The organism is Polyangium sorediatum (genome assembly GCF_029946465.1).
Classification (GTDB): Bacteria; Myxococcota_A; Polyangia; order Polyangiales; family Polyangiaceae; genus Polyangium; species Polyangium fumosum.
This window is the reverse complement of sequence record NZ_JARZHI010000064.1, coordinates 1-17,027: the sequence shown is the minus strand read 5'-3', so window position 1 is coordinate 17,027 and position 17,027 is coordinate 1. Positions and strand designations below refer to the sequence as shown.

15 protein-coding genes and 1 pseudogene are annotated in these 17,027 nt (G+C 67.5%); 5 read left to right on the top strand and 11 right to left on the bottom strand.

Features of this window, described 5'->3' with window-relative positions:
• Positions 1 to 6 precede the first annotated feature (6 nt).
• On the top strand, positions 7 to 327 hold the full coding sequence (locus QHF89_RS39695; RefSeq protein WP_136971606.1) for a cytochrome C oxidase subunit IV family protein: 321 nt from the start codon (positions 7 to 9) through the stop codon (positions 325 to 327).
• Positions 328 to 337: 10 nt separating this feature from the next.
• Here QHF89_RS39695 and QHF89_RS39690 read toward each other — a convergent pair whose 3' ends face one another.
• Positions 338 to 1,078, bottom strand: a complete 741-nt coding sequence (locus tag QHF89_RS39690; protein ID WP_136971605.1) for an arginyltransferase — start codon at positions 1,076 to 1,078, stop codon at positions 338 to 340.
• A 154-nt stretch (positions 1,079 to 1,232) separates the two neighbouring features.
• On the opposite strand from QHF89_RS39690, the gene QHF89_RS39685 reads away from it, so the two are divergent.
• On the top strand, positions 1,233 to 1,745 hold the full coding sequence (locus QHF89_RS39685) for a hypothetical protein (protein WP_136971604.1): 513 nt from the start codon (positions 1,233 to 1,235) through the stop codon (positions 1,743 to 1,745).
• Positions 1,746 to 1,749: 4 nt separating this feature from the next.
• Positions 1,750 to 2,613, top strand: a complete 864-nt coding sequence (locus QHF89_RS39680) for a hypothetical protein (protein ID WP_136971603.1) — start codon at positions 1,750 to 1,752, stop codon at positions 2,611 to 2,613.
• A gap of 10 nt (positions 2,614 to 2,623) precedes the next feature.
• Here the strand turns inward: QHF89_RS39680 and QHF89_RS39675 are convergent, their stop codons facing one another.
• From QHF89_RS39675 to QHF89_RS39650, 6 genes are all read right to left on the bottom strand, one after another.
• Positions 2,624 to 3,250 carry a hypothetical protein gene (locus tag QHF89_RS39675; RefSeq protein WP_136971602.1) on the bottom strand — a complete coding sequence of 209 codons (627 nt, stop codon included), beginning with the start codon at positions 3,248 to 3,250 and terminating at the stop codon, positions 2,624 to 2,626.
• Positions 3,247 to 3,600: a hypothetical protein gene (locus tag QHF89_RS39670; RefSeq protein ID WP_136929166.1), complete on the bottom strand. Its 354-nt coding sequence runs from the start codon at positions 3,598 to 3,600 to the stop codon at positions 3,247 to 3,249. The genes QHF89_RS39675 and QHF89_RS39670 overlap by 4 nt, the downstream gene beginning before the upstream one ends.
• 493 nt (positions 3,601 to 4,093) lie before the next feature.
• On the bottom strand, positions 4,094 to 4,681 hold the full coding sequence (locus tag QHF89_RS39665; RefSeq protein WP_136971601.1) for a hypothetical protein: 588 nt from the start codon (positions 4,679 to 4,681) through the stop codon (positions 4,094 to 4,096).
• 130 nt (positions 4,682 to 4,811) lie between these two features.
• Positions 4,812 to 5,819, bottom strand: a complete 1,008-nt coding sequence (locus QHF89_RS39660) for a hypothetical protein (RefSeq protein WP_136971600.1) — start codon at positions 5,817 to 5,819, stop codon at positions 4,812 to 4,814.
• Between the two features lie 810 nt (positions 5,820 to 6,629).
• The gene (locus tag QHF89_RS39655) at positions 6,630 to 7,688 is read right to left on the bottom strand and encodes a hypothetical protein (protein ID WP_136971599.1); all 1,059 of its coding nucleotides are present in this window, start codon (positions 7,686 to 7,688) and stop codon (positions 6,630 to 6,632) included.
• Between the two features lie 58 nt (positions 7,689 to 7,746).
• Positions 7,747 to 9,537 carry a M61 metallopeptidase family protein gene (locus QHF89_RS39650; RefSeq protein ID WP_136971598.1) on the bottom strand — a complete coding sequence of 597 codons (1,791 nt, stop codon included), beginning with the start codon at positions 9,535 to 9,537 and terminating at the stop codon, positions 7,747 to 7,749.
• A gap of 110 nt (positions 9,538 to 9,647) precedes the next feature.
• Here QHF89_RS39650 and QHF89_RS39645 point away from each other — a divergent pair, with 110 nt between their 5' ends.
• Positions 9,648 to 10,253 (top strand): hypothetical protein, encoded by a 606-nt coding sequence (locus QHF89_RS39645; protein WP_136971597.1) that lies wholly within the window; start codon positions 9,648 to 9,650, stop codon positions 10,251 to 10,253.
• A 16-nt stretch (positions 10,254 to 10,269) separates the two neighbouring features.
• Here the strand turns inward: QHF89_RS39645 and QHF89_RS39640 are convergent, their stop codons facing one another.
• From QHF89_RS39640 to QHF89_RS39625, 4 genes are all read right to left on the bottom strand, one after another.
• Positions 10,270 to 11,349 (bottom strand): DNA-methyltransferase, encoded by a 1,080-nt coding sequence (locus QHF89_RS39640; protein WP_284721530.1) that lies wholly within the window; start codon positions 11,347 to 11,349, stop codon positions 10,270 to 10,272.
• A gap of 61 nt (positions 11,350 to 11,410) precedes the next feature.
• Positions 11,411 to 13,666: a TonB-dependent receptor family protein gene (locus tag QHF89_RS39635; RefSeq protein WP_136971595.1), complete on the bottom strand. Its 2,256-nt coding sequence runs from the start codon at positions 13,664 to 13,666 to the stop codon at positions 11,411 to 11,413.
• On the bottom strand, positions 13,651 to 15,075 hold the full coding sequence (locus tag QHF89_RS39630) for an HTTM domain-containing protein (RefSeq protein WP_136971594.1): 1,425 nt from the start codon (positions 15,073 to 15,075) through the stop codon (positions 13,651 to 13,653). Before QHF89_RS39630 ends, QHF89_RS39635 begins: the two co-directional genes overlap by 16 nt.
• Positions 15,068 to 16,381 carry an imelysin family protein gene (locus QHF89_RS39625; protein WP_284721529.1) on the bottom strand — a complete coding sequence of 438 codons (1,314 nt, stop codon included), beginning with the start codon at positions 16,379 to 16,381 and terminating at the stop codon, positions 15,068 to 15,070. Before QHF89_RS39625 ends, QHF89_RS39630 begins: the two co-directional genes overlap by 8 nt.
• Positions 16,382 to 16,791: 410 nt before the next feature.
• Here QHF89_RS39625 and QHF89_RS39620 point away from each other — a divergent pair.
• Positions 16,792 to 17,027 (top strand): annotated as a pseudogene (locus tag QHF89_RS39620) (hypothetical protein); the annotation flags it as partial.

The window sequence follows — 17,027 nt, the reverse complement described above, 5'->3', positions numbered from 1 at the left end:
GGCGACATGATCAGCGCGCACGTCACCACCCCAAAGCTCGTCGTCTCGTGGCTCGCCCTGCTCGTGCTCACGTTCCTGTCCTTCGGGACGTCGCGCCTGGGCCTCGGGGAAGCGGAGCTCGTCATCGCGCTCGCGATTTCGGTCGTGAAGACGCTCATCGTGCTGTTCATCTTCATGCACCTCGTCGAGCAGCGCTTCGCGAACCGGCTCATCGTCATTCTGACGTTCCTGTTCATCGTGCTGCTCGTCACGCTCACGGTCGCCGATCCCCTGACGCGCAAGACGTTCCCGCCGCGGCCCGACCCCGCCGCGAGCCCCTATCCCTGAGGCGCCGGATTCACTCCTCGTCCGCCCGTATCCAGCGCGGCGGCTCGCCCTCCTCGGGCAAGCGGGGCAAGACCTCCTGCGGGTGGAACGACGCCTTGTAACGCAAGGACGGGCAACCCGCGACGCGATACCCGAGATAGACGTACGGTTTGCCCTGGGCGCGGGCGATCTCCACGATCGTGAGCACGTTGCCCACGCCGGGCGAGCGCCACGCGTAGGCGGGGTCGTAAAAACAATACACCGCGCTCCAGGCCTGCGGGGTCTCGTCGCAGATCCCGATCGCCACGAGGCGCCCGTCGGCCTCGTCGTCGTAATACGCGATCTCCCGCGCGGACGGGTGCGGGAACGCGAATTGATAGAAATAATCGCGCGAGGAGAGCTTGCCCGGCGTCCATTCGCGCGCAAGCTCCCGGTCGCCGTGCCACGTGTGATAGAGGGCGAGCCGCTCCGCGTCGACGCGCGGCGGCCCGACGACGACACGAAACGCAGCTCCGCGATTGCGCGCGCGGCGCTGGCTGCGGCTCGGCTTGAACTCGTCCGCGAGGATCCGCGTCGGCACGCACGCCGCGCAGGAAGGGCACACGGGGCGGAAGTAATCAGGGCCGAAGCGGCGGACGCCACGTTCGAGCAGGGTGTCGAGCTCCTCGGGGTCGACGTCGAGCAGGATGTGATGTTCGAGCGAGGCGCGCTCCGGCGGGATGTACGAGCAAGCGCGCGGCGGTTCGACGATGTGCTGGATAAGGCGGGCCATGGACGCGGTCGAGCTCGCGTGCAGTGTCGCACGGACGGATGGTGCTCCACCAGAGGCTGGTCACGCGAGGACGCAGAACCGTTCGACGGTGCGGCGTTCTGCGGGATCGCGCAGGGATCTCGCCTTGGGGAACCGCCCCTGATAGGTTTCCCGCATGACTGGCCTGAACGGGAGGGTTGCCCGGATCGTTCGGGCAGCGGTTCGGAGAGCATCCGTGATCATGACCGCTGCCATGGCGGTGATCGCCCTCGAGGGCTGCACCTTCGGCGATGAGGCCGAGCGAGCATACCGCGTCGATGGGCTCATCGATGACAATTGCGTGCCCATGGAGTGCTTGTTCGTATGTTGCCAGGGGTGGGCCTACAAACCGGAACCGCGTCTCCGCGGAGGAAACTTGCCTGGTCATGTGTGCGAGGAAGTCAGGAAGAAGCATCCCGATTACTCGGAGTATATCTATCTGATGGGGCAGCCCGAGAACCTGTGCGCTAACGACTTCAAGTACTTCGAGTCGGGGTACTGCTATGACATCCAGCCTCCCGACGCCATAAAAGAGTTCAGCCCCGATGGCCAGCCGCTGCACTCGGGGTTGAGCTTTTCGGTCTGCCCGCCCAGGGGGCAGGAGGCGGCGCACCCCCTGGAGGATCTGGAGTTCATTTACACGGAGTGAGGTCATGGCTGCGCTTCTTGCCGCGGTCGCCATCTTCGCCTCCGCCTCCGTCTTCGCGTCGAACGTCTTCGCCCAGGAGGGGCCCTGCGCCGCCCCCGAGCCCTTCCACGGGTTCTGGGGCGGGGGGCAGGTCCAGGTGCGGGAACGCGTGGCGGGGGTTCCGATCCTCGCCACGACACGCATCTCGTACAGGCAGATACGGTACACGCCGTGCGCCACCGGCACGCCCGTGTTTCCTCCTGGGGTCGGCGAAGCGAGCATCAGCGTGGGTGTGCCGCTCTTCGACAACCGGCGCGGCGGGTGGCTCCTGCAAATGGCCGCGCGCGGGCAGGGCTCACAGCGGCCCGGCGAGCCCGCGAGCGGCCTCGTCACGGGCGCGCCCGCCACGGCCGGCCACCTCAACCTCTGGGGGACACCGCTGCCGTTGATCCAGCTCACGGGGGCGGCGTCGGTGACCATCGTACCGCAATCCCCGGACGTTCCCCTGTCGATCACGTATCTCGGTGGTGTACGCGTCTACGCGCTTTACGCGAAGCACGCGCAAGCGAACCTGGGGGTCATGATTGGCGGCAGCAATACCTTCGTCGACATCGTCCCCTCGCTCGTGTTCCGGGTCAGCGATCTGGAGATATGGAGTTACAGGATGGCGATCGGCGTCGAGATCCGCTCCCCCGTCGAGCTCTCGGGCGGGCCGGTCCCCTTTCGGTGGCGGCTCTGGGGCGCCTTGACCTTCGCGCTCGACAAGGTCGACGAAGGCAGGATCGACCGCGTGCACGATGCGCAAACGCACTCCCCTTCCGTCGACCTGGCCCGTTCATCCCCCGAAGTGGCCCCGCCCGCCCAGACGGCCTGGGAGATGACGTTGTGATCACGTCCGCTCATTCAGGGGGTAGCGCCCAGATTCGACGACACTCGAGGCGTATTCTCTTCATCCATCCGGTCACATTTCCCCTTGTCCGCGCTGCATAGCTCATTTGCGAAAGCGCAACGCGATCCTTTTCACTTTGCGTCAGCTCGTCGTTGTCCAGATGGGCGGGAAACTCATGGAACTCGGCGCATTTGTCGACGCTGTCGAGAAGGTGTTCTCCAATTCCTGGAGGATTCACGCACGACCTGCCGGAGACCAAGACGTCATATAAGCTGAAGTGATCACTGATGGCTGCGCAAACGTAAGCATTCTCCAACGTCTCCCGCACCCTGCATTCCTGGACCTCTCGCCGGAGAGCCTCGACCTTGGCCACCTCCTCCGGCGCGGCGTCTTGCGTCACGACGACGGGCGGGGCGATCTGCTCCTTCGCGAGCTGTCGCAATTCCTTTCGGCACGCCGCGATCTCTTTTTTCACCTCCTTCGCGGAGACAGGCTCCACGCTCTTCGATCGGGCCGCTGGCCTTCGCTCCCGGGTCGCCCAGCCGACCAGCACGCCACCGCCGAACACGAGGCCGACCACGGTCAGCGCGACGAGGAGCCGAAGGACGAGGCCAGCACGCTCGGGGCGCTCGCTCATAGGGGCACCTCCTCGCGCTTGCGCGGTTTCGACCCATTCACCCCCGGCGGGTACTGCGGGGGCGTCTCGGTGCACGTGAACACGAACTCTTTCAATCGACGGAGCAGCTCGTCCTCCGTGAGCGTCCGATGGATCCGGATCGCCTCCGCGACGAGGCTCGATGGCTCCTTCGTGAGCTCGTCCGCGCCAGAACCGGGTGGAACGTCTGCAAACACGGCGCAGCGCTCGAAGTTCTCCTCGACGAGATCCGCGGCCCGCGATTTGGGCCCGCACATCAAGCCATCCTTGGGCAAGGCCAGGAGCGCGTGGAATTGACGGGCCGCGGCGACGCAGACCTCCGCGCTGGTCAAGAGTTCGCGTTTCTTGCATTGCGAAAGCTCCCCTTCCAGCGCCTCGACGGTGGCTGGCCTCTCGGCCGCGTCTCGGTTCCCGTCCTCGGGAGGAGCCGCTGCGTCCGAGGGGGTCGCTCGGGTTTTCGAACGTGCCGCCAGTTTTTCCTGACACGCCGAAAGCTCTGCCTGTGTCGTGCGATCCGCAGGCGGTCCCGCGGGCTTCTCCGCGGCACCCAATGGGCTTTGTTCCGGAATCGACCTGCCAGCGAAAATGCCAGCACCGAAGACAGGAACCAAAAGAACGGCCGCTGCAAGGAGAGGAACCGGGGAACGCGGCTTCTTGGCACCTTCCGTCATGGGTCGATCTCTTACGCCCGTGCGGAGATTCACACGTTTGACGCGTGTCCGTCAAGGGAACATGCCGTACACACACGTGTATGGTAGCGCGCGACGTGCCCACGTCGGCCCGGAATAACCGCTGCGACGCAGCGCGGGCTCGACGACGGAACCGTCAGGGGAGCGTGCCGATGAGCTGCACGCCGCACGCGTCCTTCGCGAGCGGCGGCGTGATGATGATATTCAGTGGAGGTGGCTCGGGACGGCTGACAAGCCCAATGATGAAGCCCGTCAGCGAGAGCCCCGTGAGGATTCCTCCAACAGCGGCGACCCCCGTCCATGTCGCTGCGCTCGACTTCGAGTCACCGTTGTTCAGCTGGCCGAGACCCATTGCGAGCGCACTGCCCCCCAAGCCCATCCCGACGCTGCTGGCCATCATGAGGTTCTTGGGCCACGTGGGCGGGTCGTTCGTCGGCGGTCTCGAGATATATGCGTGGACCGGAGTTTTCATGGGCGTCGCCGGGAACGCGACGTAGTGATTTTGGACCCGCTGCTGCATCGCGATATCGAGTGCCTGGGCTTCGTGGAGGAGCCGCAGCGCCGACGGGAAGAACAAATCTTGCGCTCGATTTGTCGCGTACGACGAGCCCGGGATTTCGAGGGGCTCGGGCTTGGGAGGCTCCAGGGAGGGCTCGTCCGCCAGCGCCGAGGACGAGACGGAAACCACGAGGAGGACCGTGCTTGCGAGCTGTAGGTACTTCATGCGGCCCAACCTACACCCTGGATCCTCGGTCGGTCAAGACGAACCCCTCTCCTCGGACGAACCATGGATGGTCGTGGGCAAACGCCTGGTTCGTCCAGGACCCACGGCCTTCCCCTTGACCGCGGAACCATCACGGGATCGTGCCGGTGAACTGCACGCCGCCCGCGCCCTTCGCGAACTGCGGCGTGATGACGAAACTCGGGGGAGGCGGCTCGGGACGACTGGCGAGCCCGATGATGAGGCCCGTCACGCCCAGCCCGAGGAGCAGGGCTCCCGTCGCGGCGACCCCCGTCCATGTCGCTGCGTCCGACTTCGACTCCGCGTTGTTCACGAAGACGAGACCCGTCCCGAGCCCCACGACCCCCAAGCCCATGCCGACGCCGCTGGCAATCATGAGGTTTCGAGGCCACGTGGGCGGGTCGTTTGTTGTCGCTGTCGAAATGTTCGCGTGAATCGAAACGTTCATGGGCGCCGCCGGGAACGCGACATAATGACTTTGGATCCGCTGCTGCATCGCAATATTGAGGACCTTCTGCTCTCCCGCCTTGAGCTCGACGGTCGTCTCGTTGAAATAATACCCGTTGGCGATCGCCTTGATGGTGTGCTTTCCGGGCTCCACGTAAAACTCCTCGGCAAAGGGCCAATCCGTGACCTGCTCGCCATCCACGGTGAGGCGAACGCCGGGGATGTTGACGCGCGGGAGGATCGTCCCGAGCCGAGCCTTTACGGCCTTGTGGACGGCATGGATCTCTTCGTCCGTATGTACGGTCCTGTCCTTCGCGTATCCAAGGGCCAGGACCTCGGCCAGGTTCCGAGCGGCCGGCAGGTAGAGGCCCATGCGAGCCTGGGCAAACGCGAGCTCGGTTTGCACGTCGGAGAGGCGCTGGCGATCGTAGGCGTCCTGGTACTTGTCGAGCGCCGCCTGCGCCTTCCCTTCCTTTTCGAGGGCCTGGGCTTCGCGGAGGAGCCGCATCACCGTCGGGTAGAACAATTCGTGCGCTCGAGCTGACGCGTACGACGAGGGCGGGATGTGGATGAACTCGGGCTTGGGAGGCTCCGGAGAGGGCTCCTCCGCCCGCGCCGAAGAGGAGACGGAAACCACGAGGAGGACCGTGCTTGCGAGGTGTCGGTACTTCATGCGCACCAACGTACACCCCGGATCGTCGGTCGGTCAAGACGAACCATCTCCGCGGACGAACTCTGGATGTTCGTGGGCAAACGCTTGGTTCGTCCAGGACCAACGGCCTTCACGTGCCGGGCTCCCCTCCGAAGGTTCGACATCGTCCGTCGGTCGGTGCGCGCCCTCGGACAACGTTCTGCATCACCCCCGGAAGGTCGTCGTCGTTCCTGTCCCTTCGTCGGATTCGTCCGGGGCTCGTCCTCGAAACCGCCTCCACGCTCTCGCAACGCGCCCGAATCCGTGGCCCGCCCGATTCCCCTTGGTTGGAACGTCCCCCGCCTCCGCGCCGAGGTCGATTCCTCCTTCGCGGAACGCGCGCGGAGCCGTCTCTCGAGTCGTTCCCCTTTGTCGGAACCCCCTCCGCCTCGCCTCCGGGAAGCTTCCCCTTTCTCGCAACGCAGAGCGATGCTGCCCCCGTGCCTCTTCCCACGCCGTGCAAGGCGCCGGGAGCCGCTTCCGGGGACGTTCCCATCTTTGGGAACGTGCCCCGCCACGGGAGGGGGCGCGTTCCCACGTTCGGGAACGAGCGTTTCGTTGTTTCCGGGGGGCTTCCGAGGGTTGCGTACGCGGAGGAGAGGACGTGCGCCCGCGCTGCGACATCTCGATCCGGACGAGCCGATCCACATGCGCACCAAGAAAGAGCGCGACGACCTGATCCTCGAGGCCGTCCGAAGGCTGTCCTCTCCCGCAGGAAGGGAAGGCGTCAGGGGGGCGACGTTCGCCGCGCCCTCCTCCTCGATGCACGAGGCCGGCGGACCATCACACCCATCACTCGTACAGGCAAATCGGCTTCTGGAACCCGAGCCATGTGCCGCAGTCCTCGGGACACGTGCAGATGTCCTCGTAGGGACCACAAAGACCATTGCCGCAAGCATCGCAGTCCGCCGGGCACGAGGAGGCGGACTCCTTCTGGCCGCAGTAGCCATTTCCGCAGATGTCGCAGTCGGCCATACAGCTCGCTTGGGTCTCCTTGGGCCCACAATAGCCATTCCCGCAGGAGTCACAGTCCTTGAGGCAGTTTTGCATGTTCTCTCCCGCCTGACAGACGTTGTCGCCGCAGACGGGGCCATCGAAGACACAACACGCGATCTTGAGGCCGCTCATCGCCGTGTCGTCGCCGGAGCCGCCGCCTTGTGAATCCTCGAAGCGGACGGATAGCCCACAGATCGCGGTCCCGGCCGGACACTCCGTGAAGTCGCTCCACGAGCCCCACGCGTTCGCGCCGGGCACGCTCAGTTGCTCGCCGTTCGTGCAGTGGAATTCGGCGTCCGTGGCGCCGGTGTCGTCCTCGTATTTGAAGGGGCCCCAGGCCGAGCCCTTCGGGCCCTCGCCCCGGAGCCTCGCCATCTTCATGAAATTCGTTCGGTTCGACGTGCTCGTGTTCGTGCAAGAATCGGGCGTCTTCCACTCGCCCCAGATCCCGTCGTGCGAGATGACGGAGTCGGTGGAGGTCCCGTTTTTCGAGACGCAATGCAGTCGAACCGAGTTGAGGGCCGTGTCGTCGTCGTTCCCGCCGCCCTGCGACCCCTCGGAACGGATGTTGTAGCCGACGGCCCACGTGCCTGCCTGGCAGTACATCATCTGCCGCCAGATCCCCCAGTGTCCACTGCTGACCGTCAACGTCGCGGCGACGTCGGAGCGCGAGGTCGTGCTGGCCTGTTCGGCCGTCCCCACGGCTTCCTCGTCCGAATCGGCTGCGCTGGGATCCGCTTGCTCCACGTCCTCGGATTCCCACGCGGCGTCACTCGGATCGCCATACGCCCCGCAGTTCAATACGAGGGCGAGGGCAAAAAAAGAGGCAAACGTATAACACGTCGATGATCGCATAGGACCTCCAGGCCACGAAGGATTTCACGTCGCAACCGGGCGGGCCAAATGGGCCGCTTTATTTGGTGCACTTCTCGTCGGGCACGTCCTTGCGACGCGACCAGCCGCGGCCGCTCGCGGAGGGCCCCGCAGGCCGGTATTTCGCCGTGATCCGGTCGTCCCCACGCTGCACGACGATCGTGACCGGCACGTCGCTCCGCCCGGCCGAGGTCAAGGCCTCGACGAGCTCGTCGCCTTCGCGCAAGCCCGCCTTCGCCGCCGGTCCCTCGGGACGAACGCCGACGAGCATGGCCGGGATCTGCGCGCGCGTGGCCACCTCGTCGAAGCCGAGGTCGTACCGCTCGTAGCGCCGCGTCTCCCGGCGAAAACAAGGCCCGAGCGCGCTCTCGGGCAGGTCGAGTTTCCCTCCGCGCTCGATCACCTCGGCGAAGACCTCGGCCTCGGACGGGCCGATCTCGGCCTTCATCGCGTCGATCCACGCCGCGACGGGCAGCGGCCCGCGCCGCTCCTTCGCCTTCGTGTAGAGCGCGCGCAGGACCTCCTGGAGGCTCCGCTGGCCGCCGCTCTTCGCGCGGATCGCCGCGTCCACGTGGAGCGCGTAGAGCGCGCCGCGCGCGACGAGGAGCGGCACGACGCCGGGCTCGCGGAAGCTCTTCGCGAGCGCCGTGTTGCCCTCTTTGCCGCGCGGCGAGGTCGTGATCACGGACTCGAGCCCGTTCACCTCGTCGGCCACTTCGAGCGGCGTCACGAGGCCAAACCGAAAGAGCATGTCCCGCGCGAGGTGACGCACGACGCCCTCGGCGAACCACGCGCCCTCGGCGTGAAGCGCCGGATCCTCGGGCCCGATCCAGAGGCGCTCGCCGACCCACGCGCGGAGCATCTCCACCGAGGTCGCGATGCGCAGCGGCCCGGACCAAGGCTCGCCCACGGCGACGTGCAAGAGCACGCTGCGCGTGCGCCGCGCCGCGACGAACCTGCCGAGGGGGCCGGGCTCGGGCACGATGAGGAACGTCTGCGGCGTGGGGCTGCGCTCGCCGAAGAGCTCGCCCGCGGCGGTGCGGAACGCGGCCGTGTCCGCGGAGACGGGGCGCGGATCAAAGGCCGTGTAGCCGAACCACGCGGCCTCGTCGTGCCCTTCGAGCGTGTCGAAGACGGCCGTGCCCATGCGGCCCGCGAGCATCACCGCGCCGCGCAGCTCGTCGACGGTGACGAGCACCTCGCGCGACGCGCCGATGCCGAAGCTCGTCGCCGCGCCGCTCACGGAGGCGCCGCTCTCCAGCGTTCCGTAGGGGCTCAAATCGATGTCGAGCTTCGCCGCGAAGCGCAGCGCGCGCGCGGCATCCGGCAGGAGGAGCGCGTCGCCCGTGACCTCGAGCCGGTCCGGATCCGAGAGCAGGAAAGGGAGCTTGCCCGGCGTGACGCGCGACGCGACGTTGTACGTGAGGCGAAGCTCGCCCTCGGGGGCGCGCGCGAGCTCGACGGCGACGTGATCGGGGCGCGTGTCCTCGCGCGTGTCGATCGTGCCGCGCGCGTCGCGCGCCTCCTTCATTTGAAAGGCCTTCGGATCGGGCGTGCGTATCGAGAAGACGCGGCCGGGGAACGTGCCTGCGCCGCGGAGCGTGAGGGAGACGTCGATCGAGGCGGCCGCGAGGACGGGGCGGATCGTGACGTCGAGGCCGGGGCCTTCCGGCGCTTTCGCGGCCGCCGGAGGCGCGGGGAGGGGCTTTGGGGTCGAGGGGGCCGCGCGAGGGTTCGTCGGGTCGGGGCAGCGGAGAAGCGCGTTCGTGGGGGGCGTCGTGCACGCGGCGGCGGCGAGGGCGAGCGCAAGGACGAACGAGCGGGAGGGCATAGGGGAAAGCGAGAATAGGGGTTTTCCCCGGGGTTGGGGAGGGCCGGCGCGTGCTGCCGCGTGCTCCGGGCTTTTGCCCGGCGAGGAGCTGTGCGATAGTCGCGGTGCGCATGAGCCAGACGAAAACGGACGCCCTTTCCCTCGGCGCGGCGGTGGTGCTGCTCCTCCTGCCGCAGCGGCCGCCGCTCTTGCTCGTGGATCGGATCGATGGGTATTCGCGTACGCCGCGCCCCACGCTGCACGCGTCGCGCGCGGTGAGCGTGAACGAGCCGTTTTTCTCGGCGGAGCTGCCGACGCCGCCCATGCTGCCGCGGGCGCTCGCGCTCGAGGGCATCGTGCAAGCGGCGAACATCCTGCAAATCTTCGTGGCGGTGCAGCGGGATCTCGAGGCAATCGGCCGCAACCCGGTCGAGCTCGTGTCGGCGCTGCGCAACACGGACCTCGGATACCGCCTCGAACCCGGCTTCATGCCAGGCCTCGGCGAGGACATCCTGGCCGCGATCACGATGGCAGGGCCCGCGCGCACGGGCGCGCTCGGCGCGAGCCAGCTCCGCTTCCTGCGCAACATGTTCCCGGGCGACGTGCTGACCTACGAGGTCCGGCTCATCCGCGAGGGCGCGGACGTGCAGCATTTCGAGGCCGATGTCGAGGTCCGCGGGCAGACCGTGGCCCAGGGGATGTTTTCGTTATCGAAGGTGGAGGGGATCCTGCGCTGAAGCGCGGGGGCGCCTCTCAGGCCACGCGGCTCCGGTCGTCGCGCGCGCCGGTCGTTCGGGCCGCGTCCGCGCGCGCGAGGGGTTTCGGCCGGCTCTCCGTGCAATCGACGATCTCCCAATCGATCGCCTCGCCGAACGCGCGCCCGAGGCGCTCCTCGACGACGCGCTTCGATTCGGGGCTCCGGTCGATGCCGAGGAAGCGGCGCCCGAGGCGCGTGGCCACGCTGAGCGTGGTGCCCGAGCCGCAGAAGGGATCGAGGACGACGTCGCCCTCGTTGCTCGCGGCGAGGAGGACACGTTCGAGCAACGCCTCGGGCTTTTGCGTCGGATACCCGAGCCGCTCCTTGCCTTTCGCCGCGATGACGCCGACCTCCCAGACGTCCGAGAGCGGCGGGCCTTTCGTCTCCTCGTCCGAGGTGCCCGGCTTGCGGTGCCCCGCGGAGAAGTCGGCGCGCTGCTTTTTCGTGCCAAACGTCTTTTTCGTGGACTCCGCGAGCTCTTCGTACCCGTAGAGCGTGTGGAACGTGTGCTCGTTCGAGGGCTCGCGCGTGTAGAAGAAGAGGACGTCGTGCATGCGCTGGAAGCGGCGCGCGCGGGTGGGCCAGCGGCGGTAGCGCCAGACGATCTCGTTGCGGAAGCACGCGGGGCCGAAGACCGCGTCCATCAGGATCTTGAGGTAATGGCTGGCGGTGGGGTCGCAATGCAAGAAGACGCTGCCCGTGGGGCGGAGGACGCGGCGGATCTCGACGAGGCGGGGTGCCATCATGGCGAGGTAGGCCATCGTGTCGCAATTGCCGAGGAAGCCGTGGAGGCCCGCGAGCGCGCGTCCGACGGGCTCGTCCCGGGCGACGAGGGCCGCGAGAGCGCGCGCGGCGGTCTCGCCCCAGGTCCAGGTGTCGTCGAAGGCGACGGCGCCGGGTTCGTCCGCGGTGACGCCCGTGTAGAGGTGGTAGGTCCTGCCGCTTTGAAACGGAGGATCCAGGTAGACCAGATCGACCGAGGCAGAGGGAATGCGGTCGCGCAGGACGTCGAGGTTGTCGCCGACGAAATACGTGCCGCGGCGCGCGGGCGGGAGGGGCGAAGGGAGGCTCGACATGAAGGGGCGTACGGCTCCTAGCAGGGGGCGCGGACGCGGGCCAAGATGTCGGCGGGGACGGTCAGAAGTCGACGCGCGCGCCGGCCTGGAGCCACCGCGGCGCGCCCGGGCGCGCGCCATAAGGACGGCGAGAGGCGATGTAAGCGGTGTCGAGCAGGTTCCGGCCGAGCGCGTAAATCGTCAGCCATTTGAGGGGGCGGACGTTCACGGAGGCGTCGAGGAGGAAATAATCGTCCGTCGCCGTCCCGGGCGCGGGGTCGCCCTGGGAGGCGACCTCGCGCATGCGGCTGGTGTACGTGCAGCCCACGTTCACGCCCCAGCGCGGCGTCTCGACGCCGACCGAGGCCGCGACCTGGTGGCGCGGGACGTAGGGGAGCTCGTCGCCGGCCTCGACGTCGCCGAAGATCGGATCGGCCGAGGGGAAGCTGTTCGTGAACTGCGCGTCCGTGTACGTCCAGCTCACGCGCCCGGGGAGCGCGAGGTTGTCTCGGAGCTTGATCTCGCTCTCGGCATAGGCCTCGAAGCCAAGCACGCGCGCGCGTCCGCCGTCGGTTTGCTGGTCGAGGTTCTCCTGGACGCAGCCCGTGGAGAAGGAGCAGAGGTTCGTGAGGTTCTTGTAATCGCTGTAGAAGCCGATGATCTCGGCGCGGACGCGCTTCGGCGACCAGCGGACGCCGGCCTCGTAGTTCCAGCTCTTCTCGGGGCGCACGATGTCGTTTTGCCCCGGCGGGACGGGCGAGAAGCCCTGATGGACGCCGGCGAGGAGGCCAAAGTCGCGCGGCAAGGCGAGGAAGAGGCCCGCGCCCGGGACGACGACCTGCTGGATGGTGAGGTTTTGCTCGCCCGTGAGGTGATTCTCGAGGACGCTGCGGATCGATTCGAGGCGGGCGCCGGCCGTGAGCGTGAGCGGGCCCCAGGTCGCGGCGTCGGTCGCGTACATCGAGATGGCGTGGGTGTACGCGTTGTTGTCGGCGGTCGTCTCCGTGGGGCGCCCTTCGGGGATGGGCGTGCCGCCTTCGATCAGGAAGCCGTCCTGGGTATGCAGGCGGCGGATGGAGTCGTAATGGAGCCGGACGCCATACTCGATCCGGTGGGAGATGGGGCCGGTCTTGGGGCGCCAGGAGACGGTGGACTGGAGGCCTTGCGAGACGAACGACCGGTCGTTCGGGCCGATCATGAGCGTCTCGGCGTCCGTGCTCGGGGAAACGGTGCCCGTGAGCACGCCGTAATAGAGGGCATTGCGCGGGTCGTCCGGGTTCGCGAGGACGTTCGCGACCGAGGTGCCGCGGAACCCGTTCACCTTGCGCCAGGCCCTTTGCAGGTCGTGGCGATAGAGGGTCGTCGTGACATCGAGGTTCGGGCTGAAGCGCGCGCGGTGCGTGAGCTGGAATTGGGTGCGGTTCCAGTCCATGCGATCGAGGCGGCTCGCTCCATACCGGCGATAGGGCGTCGCGCGGAAATCCTCGTCGCTGAGGCCGAGGTACGTCTCGTTCGAGCCTTCGTTCTGGTAGCCCACCTTGAGCTCGAGCTCGTTCACGACGGAGCCGACGGGATCGAAGGTGTAGCGGCCCTTCATCATGATGTCGGTGCGGGCAAACCCGGTGTCGCCGCCGCCGTCGAGTTCCTTGAATCCGTCGTTCGCGAGGTGCACGGCTTCGAGGAGGACGCCGTATTTGTCGTCGGCGAGGCCTTGCCGGATGTGGACCTTGCGGAGCATGTACTGGCCGAACGAGACGTCGAGCATGCCGCGGCGCTCGGAGGGGATGGCCGCCGTGGTCATGTCGATGGCGCCGCCGACGGTATGCGGGCCGTAACTGATCGCCGAGGGGCCCTTGACCACGCGCACGGAATCCATGCGGCCGATGAGCGGGAAATAATACGCGGCGGGCGCGGAGTAGGGCGCGGGGCCGAGGAGGACGCCGTCCTCCATGAGCGTGATCTTCTTGCTGCGGTCGGAGACGGCGCCACGAATGCCGATGTTCGGGCGCAGGCCAAAGCCGTCTTCCTCGCGGACGTAGACGCCGGGGACGCCGAGCAGGATCTTGTGGGGGTCGTCGTACTTGAAGCGCTGGAGTTGCTTCGTCGTCACCACGTGCGCCGAGCCGCTCGTCTGCTGGAGGCGCGTGCCGACGACCGAGATTTCAATGGGGGGAGGGGGCTCTTCGCTTTTCGCGTTCGCGTCCTCGGTCGCCGTGGGCGGCGGCGCGGCGGCGGGCGGCGGGGGCGGGTCGCCTCCGGTCTGGGCGAGCGCCGCGGGCGAGAGCGAGAGCAAAAGGAGCGTGGGGAGCGTCGAGCGTCGAATCAGGGGCGATGCCATGCCAGGGACTCGAGGTGAATGGGAGGTGCTTGCGGGACGGGCCGGATCCAGGTGGCCCTGGCGAGCCCGTCGGAGATGGTTGCGAGGTCGACCGTCGGATCGAGGAGCAGCTCCGCCGGACGGCCATTGAGCGAGACGGGCGTGTGTGCCCGGACGATCGGGCGTACGCCCTCGCGGGCCTCGAAATCACGCGCGATCTGGTGCGCGAGCCGCAGGATGAGGTCCGGTTGCGTGGAGAAATCACGCTCCTGGCGGCCATTCAGGAACTTGCGCGGGGGGACCTCCTGGGTGCGGCCGGTCCGAGGGTCCGTCACGAGGTAGGTGACGCTGCCATTTTTTTCGCGGAGCATGACGCGCCAGGAAAAACGGATGCCTTGCTCGTGCCAGAGGACGTTTCCTCCATAGAGGTGCGTCCGGAGGGGCCAGAGGAGGTGGAAGGCGCAATAACACGCGACGAGGGCGAGACGCGCGCCGAAGAAGCGGGGGAGGGGCGTGGGCGCGGGCGCGGGCAGGGCGGGGGCGGGCGCGGGGGCGCGGCGCCGGAAGAAGGCGACGAGGTTGCGTGGCCAGCTCGGCGAGAAGAACACGAGCGCGGCGACGACCATGATCACCGGGAACATGCCGATCGGGAAGAGGAGCTTCGTCGCCGTATGAAAGAGGAGGACGACGGCATAGGCCGCGACGCGGGTCCGCGGCATGAGCAAAAAGGCCACGACCGTGAGGTCGAAGAGGCAACCCGCCCAGCTCATGGCGAAGGCGACCCAGCGTTCGCCGAGGAGGGGGCCGACGATCGGGAGGTAGGTGCGCGACGAGAGCCAGATGTTGAGCGGCTGGGCGTGGAGGAGCCAATCGCTGTTGACCTTCGCGAGGCCCGCGAAGAAGTAGACGGCGCCGACCTGGAAGCGGAGGAGGTACGTGCACCACGCGGGCAAGGTCGCGCTGCGGAGCTTGGGGAAGAGCCACGCGTCCACCGAATACGCGCGGTGGAGGGGCATGAAGGAGAGGAGGAGCGCGAGCAGGCTGACGAGGTAGTAATGGTTGAGGTAATTCGTGACGTCGAGGAGCTGGACGTACGTGAAGCCGACGAGGAAGAGGACGATCGCGGCGCGATAGAGGAAGCCGACCGCGACGCACGCGCTCACGACGGCGAGCGCCACGAAGAGCGCGTGCATTCCGCGGGCGGAGAGCGGCGCGAGCCAGTCGAAGCCCCAGTACGAGAGGAAGAACCGGGGTTTTACGAAAAATTCGTCCACCCAGCCATACGCGAGGAAGCGGAACGCGCTCACGCAGCCGAGGACGCCGAAGCAGAAGCGGAACGCGGCGAGCGCCGCCGCGTCCTCCCGGCGGAGGAGGAGCGACGCGAGCCGCGCGAGGCGGCCCGAGGGGGCCGCGTCGGCTCGTTCAGTCATTGTCCCCTTCCACGGTCTGCGGGAGCTCGAGATCCAGGACCGTGACAAACTCGGTCTTGAGGCTGTCCGTGATTCGCTTCACGGCGTCGTGGAGCTGCTTGACGCTCTCGGGGTTCTGCGCGAGGGCCTGGGCGAGGTCGTCGCTCGGGACGGCGTCGGCCGCAGCGATGGCACCGTTGACGTCGGCGCTCATCTTCTCGGCGAGCGCGGTCGCGCCGAGCGCGGTGAGGACGTCGTCGAAGCCCACGCCCTCGCCGTCTTTGCATCCGCTCATGAGCATGCGGAAACCGACGAGGTTGTTCCGCACGTGCACCCTGGAGCGGCCGGCGAAGCGTGATTCCACGGCCTCCGGGCAGGTCGCGTTGGCGCAATCGAGGATGCCGAGCGGGCGCGCGAGCTTCTGGTCCTTCACATGAATCTCGACGTGGAACATCGCGTCGCTCACCGCATTGAGGGCCATTTGCTCCGTCGTGTACGCCGAGCCGCTCTTGCCTGCGTTCCTGAATTGCGTGTCGAAATCCCCCTCGCCCGGGCGCCACGCGCCGAGGAGCTTGCCGGCCATCGCGGCGATGCCCGAGGAGACGGAGGAGGCATACGCGGCCTTGCGCGAGGCGAGTTCGTCCGCGCTGAGCGCGGCCCACGAGCCCGAGGTGTTGATGGCGGACGCGGGGTTGCAGGCGTTGTCCGTGCCCGTGTAGAAGAGGAGGTATTCGGCCGCGGCGAGGCCACGCATGTTGATGAGCGCGGTGGTGCCGAAATCAGCGGCTTCGTACGCCTTCGAGACGATGTTTTGCTCGACGAGGCAGCGGCTGACGAGCGGCCAGGAGTAAAGGGTGTCGCGCAGGCCCTGGCCGCCGGGCGTGTTCGTGGGGCCGCCGGGGCCGAACTGGAAGGGCTCAGCGCGTTGCCAGAGGTCGATGGTTTTGCTCCAGGCGGCCTGCGCCTCGGCGCGGGCCTGGGGGTCGGTCTGGGCTTTGGCCGCCGCGGTGGAGAGCTCCTGGGCGGCCTTTTGGAAGGTGTCGAGGAGCTCGAGGTTGCACGTGGCAATGGCGTCGATCAGCGTCGCGCGGGTGACGGTCCCCATCCCGCCCGTCGGATCGCCGCTGCTGCCGCCGCTCGAGGACGAGGCGGTCGTGGAGCCTTCATTCGAATCGGGCGGGGGGCGGCCCGTCGAGTAGAAGGCGATTCGCTCGCAGCCTGCGACGAGGCCGAGGGCGAAAAGACCACCGAGGAGCGCGCGCGCGACGCTCCCGCCTTGCAGCCACCTCCTGGGAGGCGGAGGGCTCACCTGCGAATGATTCTGCATGGACATCCTCTTCCCTATCCGAAGCTTGGTCCCGAGCAGGGGGGCGGATGGTAGCACGCTTGTCGAAGTTGAAAACTACTTTCAACTTCGCTCGTGCTGAAAGATGACCCCCGGATGGAAACCGAGGTGGCGTCGAAGACGATTGGTTCGTTGGGGCACCAAGGATCCTCGGGGGCGTGGTAGATTTTGTTAATTTGAGCACAAAGAAACGCGCGGTCCGTGTGGAACAGCTTGCTTCCCGCGGATCGAGCAGAGATCGGGGTGCGGTTTCCGGTTGACACCATGCAGGCCGTGCATTACCCACCCCTCGCTGTTGAAAATGTTTTTCATTTTCTATTTCAAGTGAGCGCACGTAGTTGCTGGGCGCCACATCGGACTCGACTGGAAAATAACGTAAGGAGAAGCATAAAATGAACGCGAATACGGGAGCCATCCGCCGCGCTTGGGCGCGAACCACGTACCTCGTGCCCCTCTCGGCCTGCGTGCTGCTCGGCGCGCTCGCCGCCGGCTGCGGGGACGACACGGGCGGGGGAGGTCAGGGGGGCACGGGCGCGACGGGCGGCACGGGCGGCACGGGCGGCGTCGGCGGCACGGGCGGCGTCGGCGGCACGGGCGGCGTCGGCGGCACGGGCGGCATCGGCGGCAC

What these genes read in the sequence shown, in the direction of transcription:
- QHF89_RS39695 (WP_136971606.1), top strand. Translation starts at nt 7, where the DNA reads ATGATCAGCGCGCACGTCACCACCCCAAAGCTCGTCGTCTCGTGGCTC.
- QHF89_RS39690 (WP_136971605.1), bottom strand. Translation starts at nt 1,078, where the DNA reads ATGGCCCGCCTTATCCAGCACATCGTCGAACCGCCGCGCGCTTGCTCG.
- QHF89_RS39685 (WP_136971604.1), top strand. Translation starts at nt 1,233, where the DNA reads ATGACTGGCCTGAACGGGAGGGTTGCCCGGATCGTTCGGGCAGCGGTT.
- QHF89_RS39680 (WP_136971603.1), top strand. Translation starts at nt 1,750, where the DNA reads ATGGCTGCGCTTCTTGCCGCGGTCGCCATCTTCGCCTCCGCCTCCGTC.
- QHF89_RS39675 (WP_136971602.1), bottom strand. Translation starts at nt 3,250, where the DNA reads ATGAGCGAGCGCCCCGAGCGTGCTGGCCTCGTCCTTCGGCTCCTCGTC.
- QHF89_RS39665 (WP_136971601.1), bottom strand. Translation starts at nt 4,681, where the DNA reads ATGAAGTACCTACAGCTCGCAAGCACGGTCCTCCTCGTGGTTTCCGTC.
- QHF89_RS39660 (WP_136971600.1), bottom strand. Translation starts at nt 5,819, where the DNA reads ATGAAGTACCGACACCTCGCAAGCACGGTCCTCCTCGTGGTTTCCGTC.
- QHF89_RS39655 (WP_136971599.1), bottom strand. Translation starts at nt 7,688, where the DNA reads ATGCGATCATCGACGTGTTATACGTTTGCCTCTTTTTTTGCCCTCGCC.
- QHF89_RS39650 (WP_136971598.1), bottom strand. Translation starts at nt 9,537, where the DNA reads ATGCCCTCCCGCTCGTTCGTCCTTGCGCTCGCCCTCGCCGCCGCCGCG.
- QHF89_RS39645 (WP_136971597.1), top strand. Translation starts at nt 9,648, where the DNA reads ATGAGCCAGACGAAAACGGACGCCCTTTCCCTCGGCGCGGCGGTGGTG.
- QHF89_RS39640 (WP_284721530.1), bottom strand. Translation starts at nt 11,349, where the DNA reads ATGTCGAGCCTCCCTTCGCCCCTCCCGCCCGCGCGCCGCGGCACGTAT.
- QHF89_RS39635 (WP_136971595.1), bottom strand. Translation starts at nt 13,666, where the DNA reads ATGGCATCGCCCCTGATTCGACGCTCGACGCTCCCCACGCTCCTTTTG.
- QHF89_RS39630 (WP_136971594.1), bottom strand. Translation starts at nt 15,075, where the DNA reads ATGACTGAACGAGCCGACGCGGCCCCCTCGGGCCGCCTCGCGCGGCTC.
- QHF89_RS39625 (WP_284721529.1), bottom strand. Translation starts at nt 16,381, where the DNA reads ATGCAGAATCATTCGCAGGTGAGCCCTCCGCCTCCCAGGAGGTGGCTG.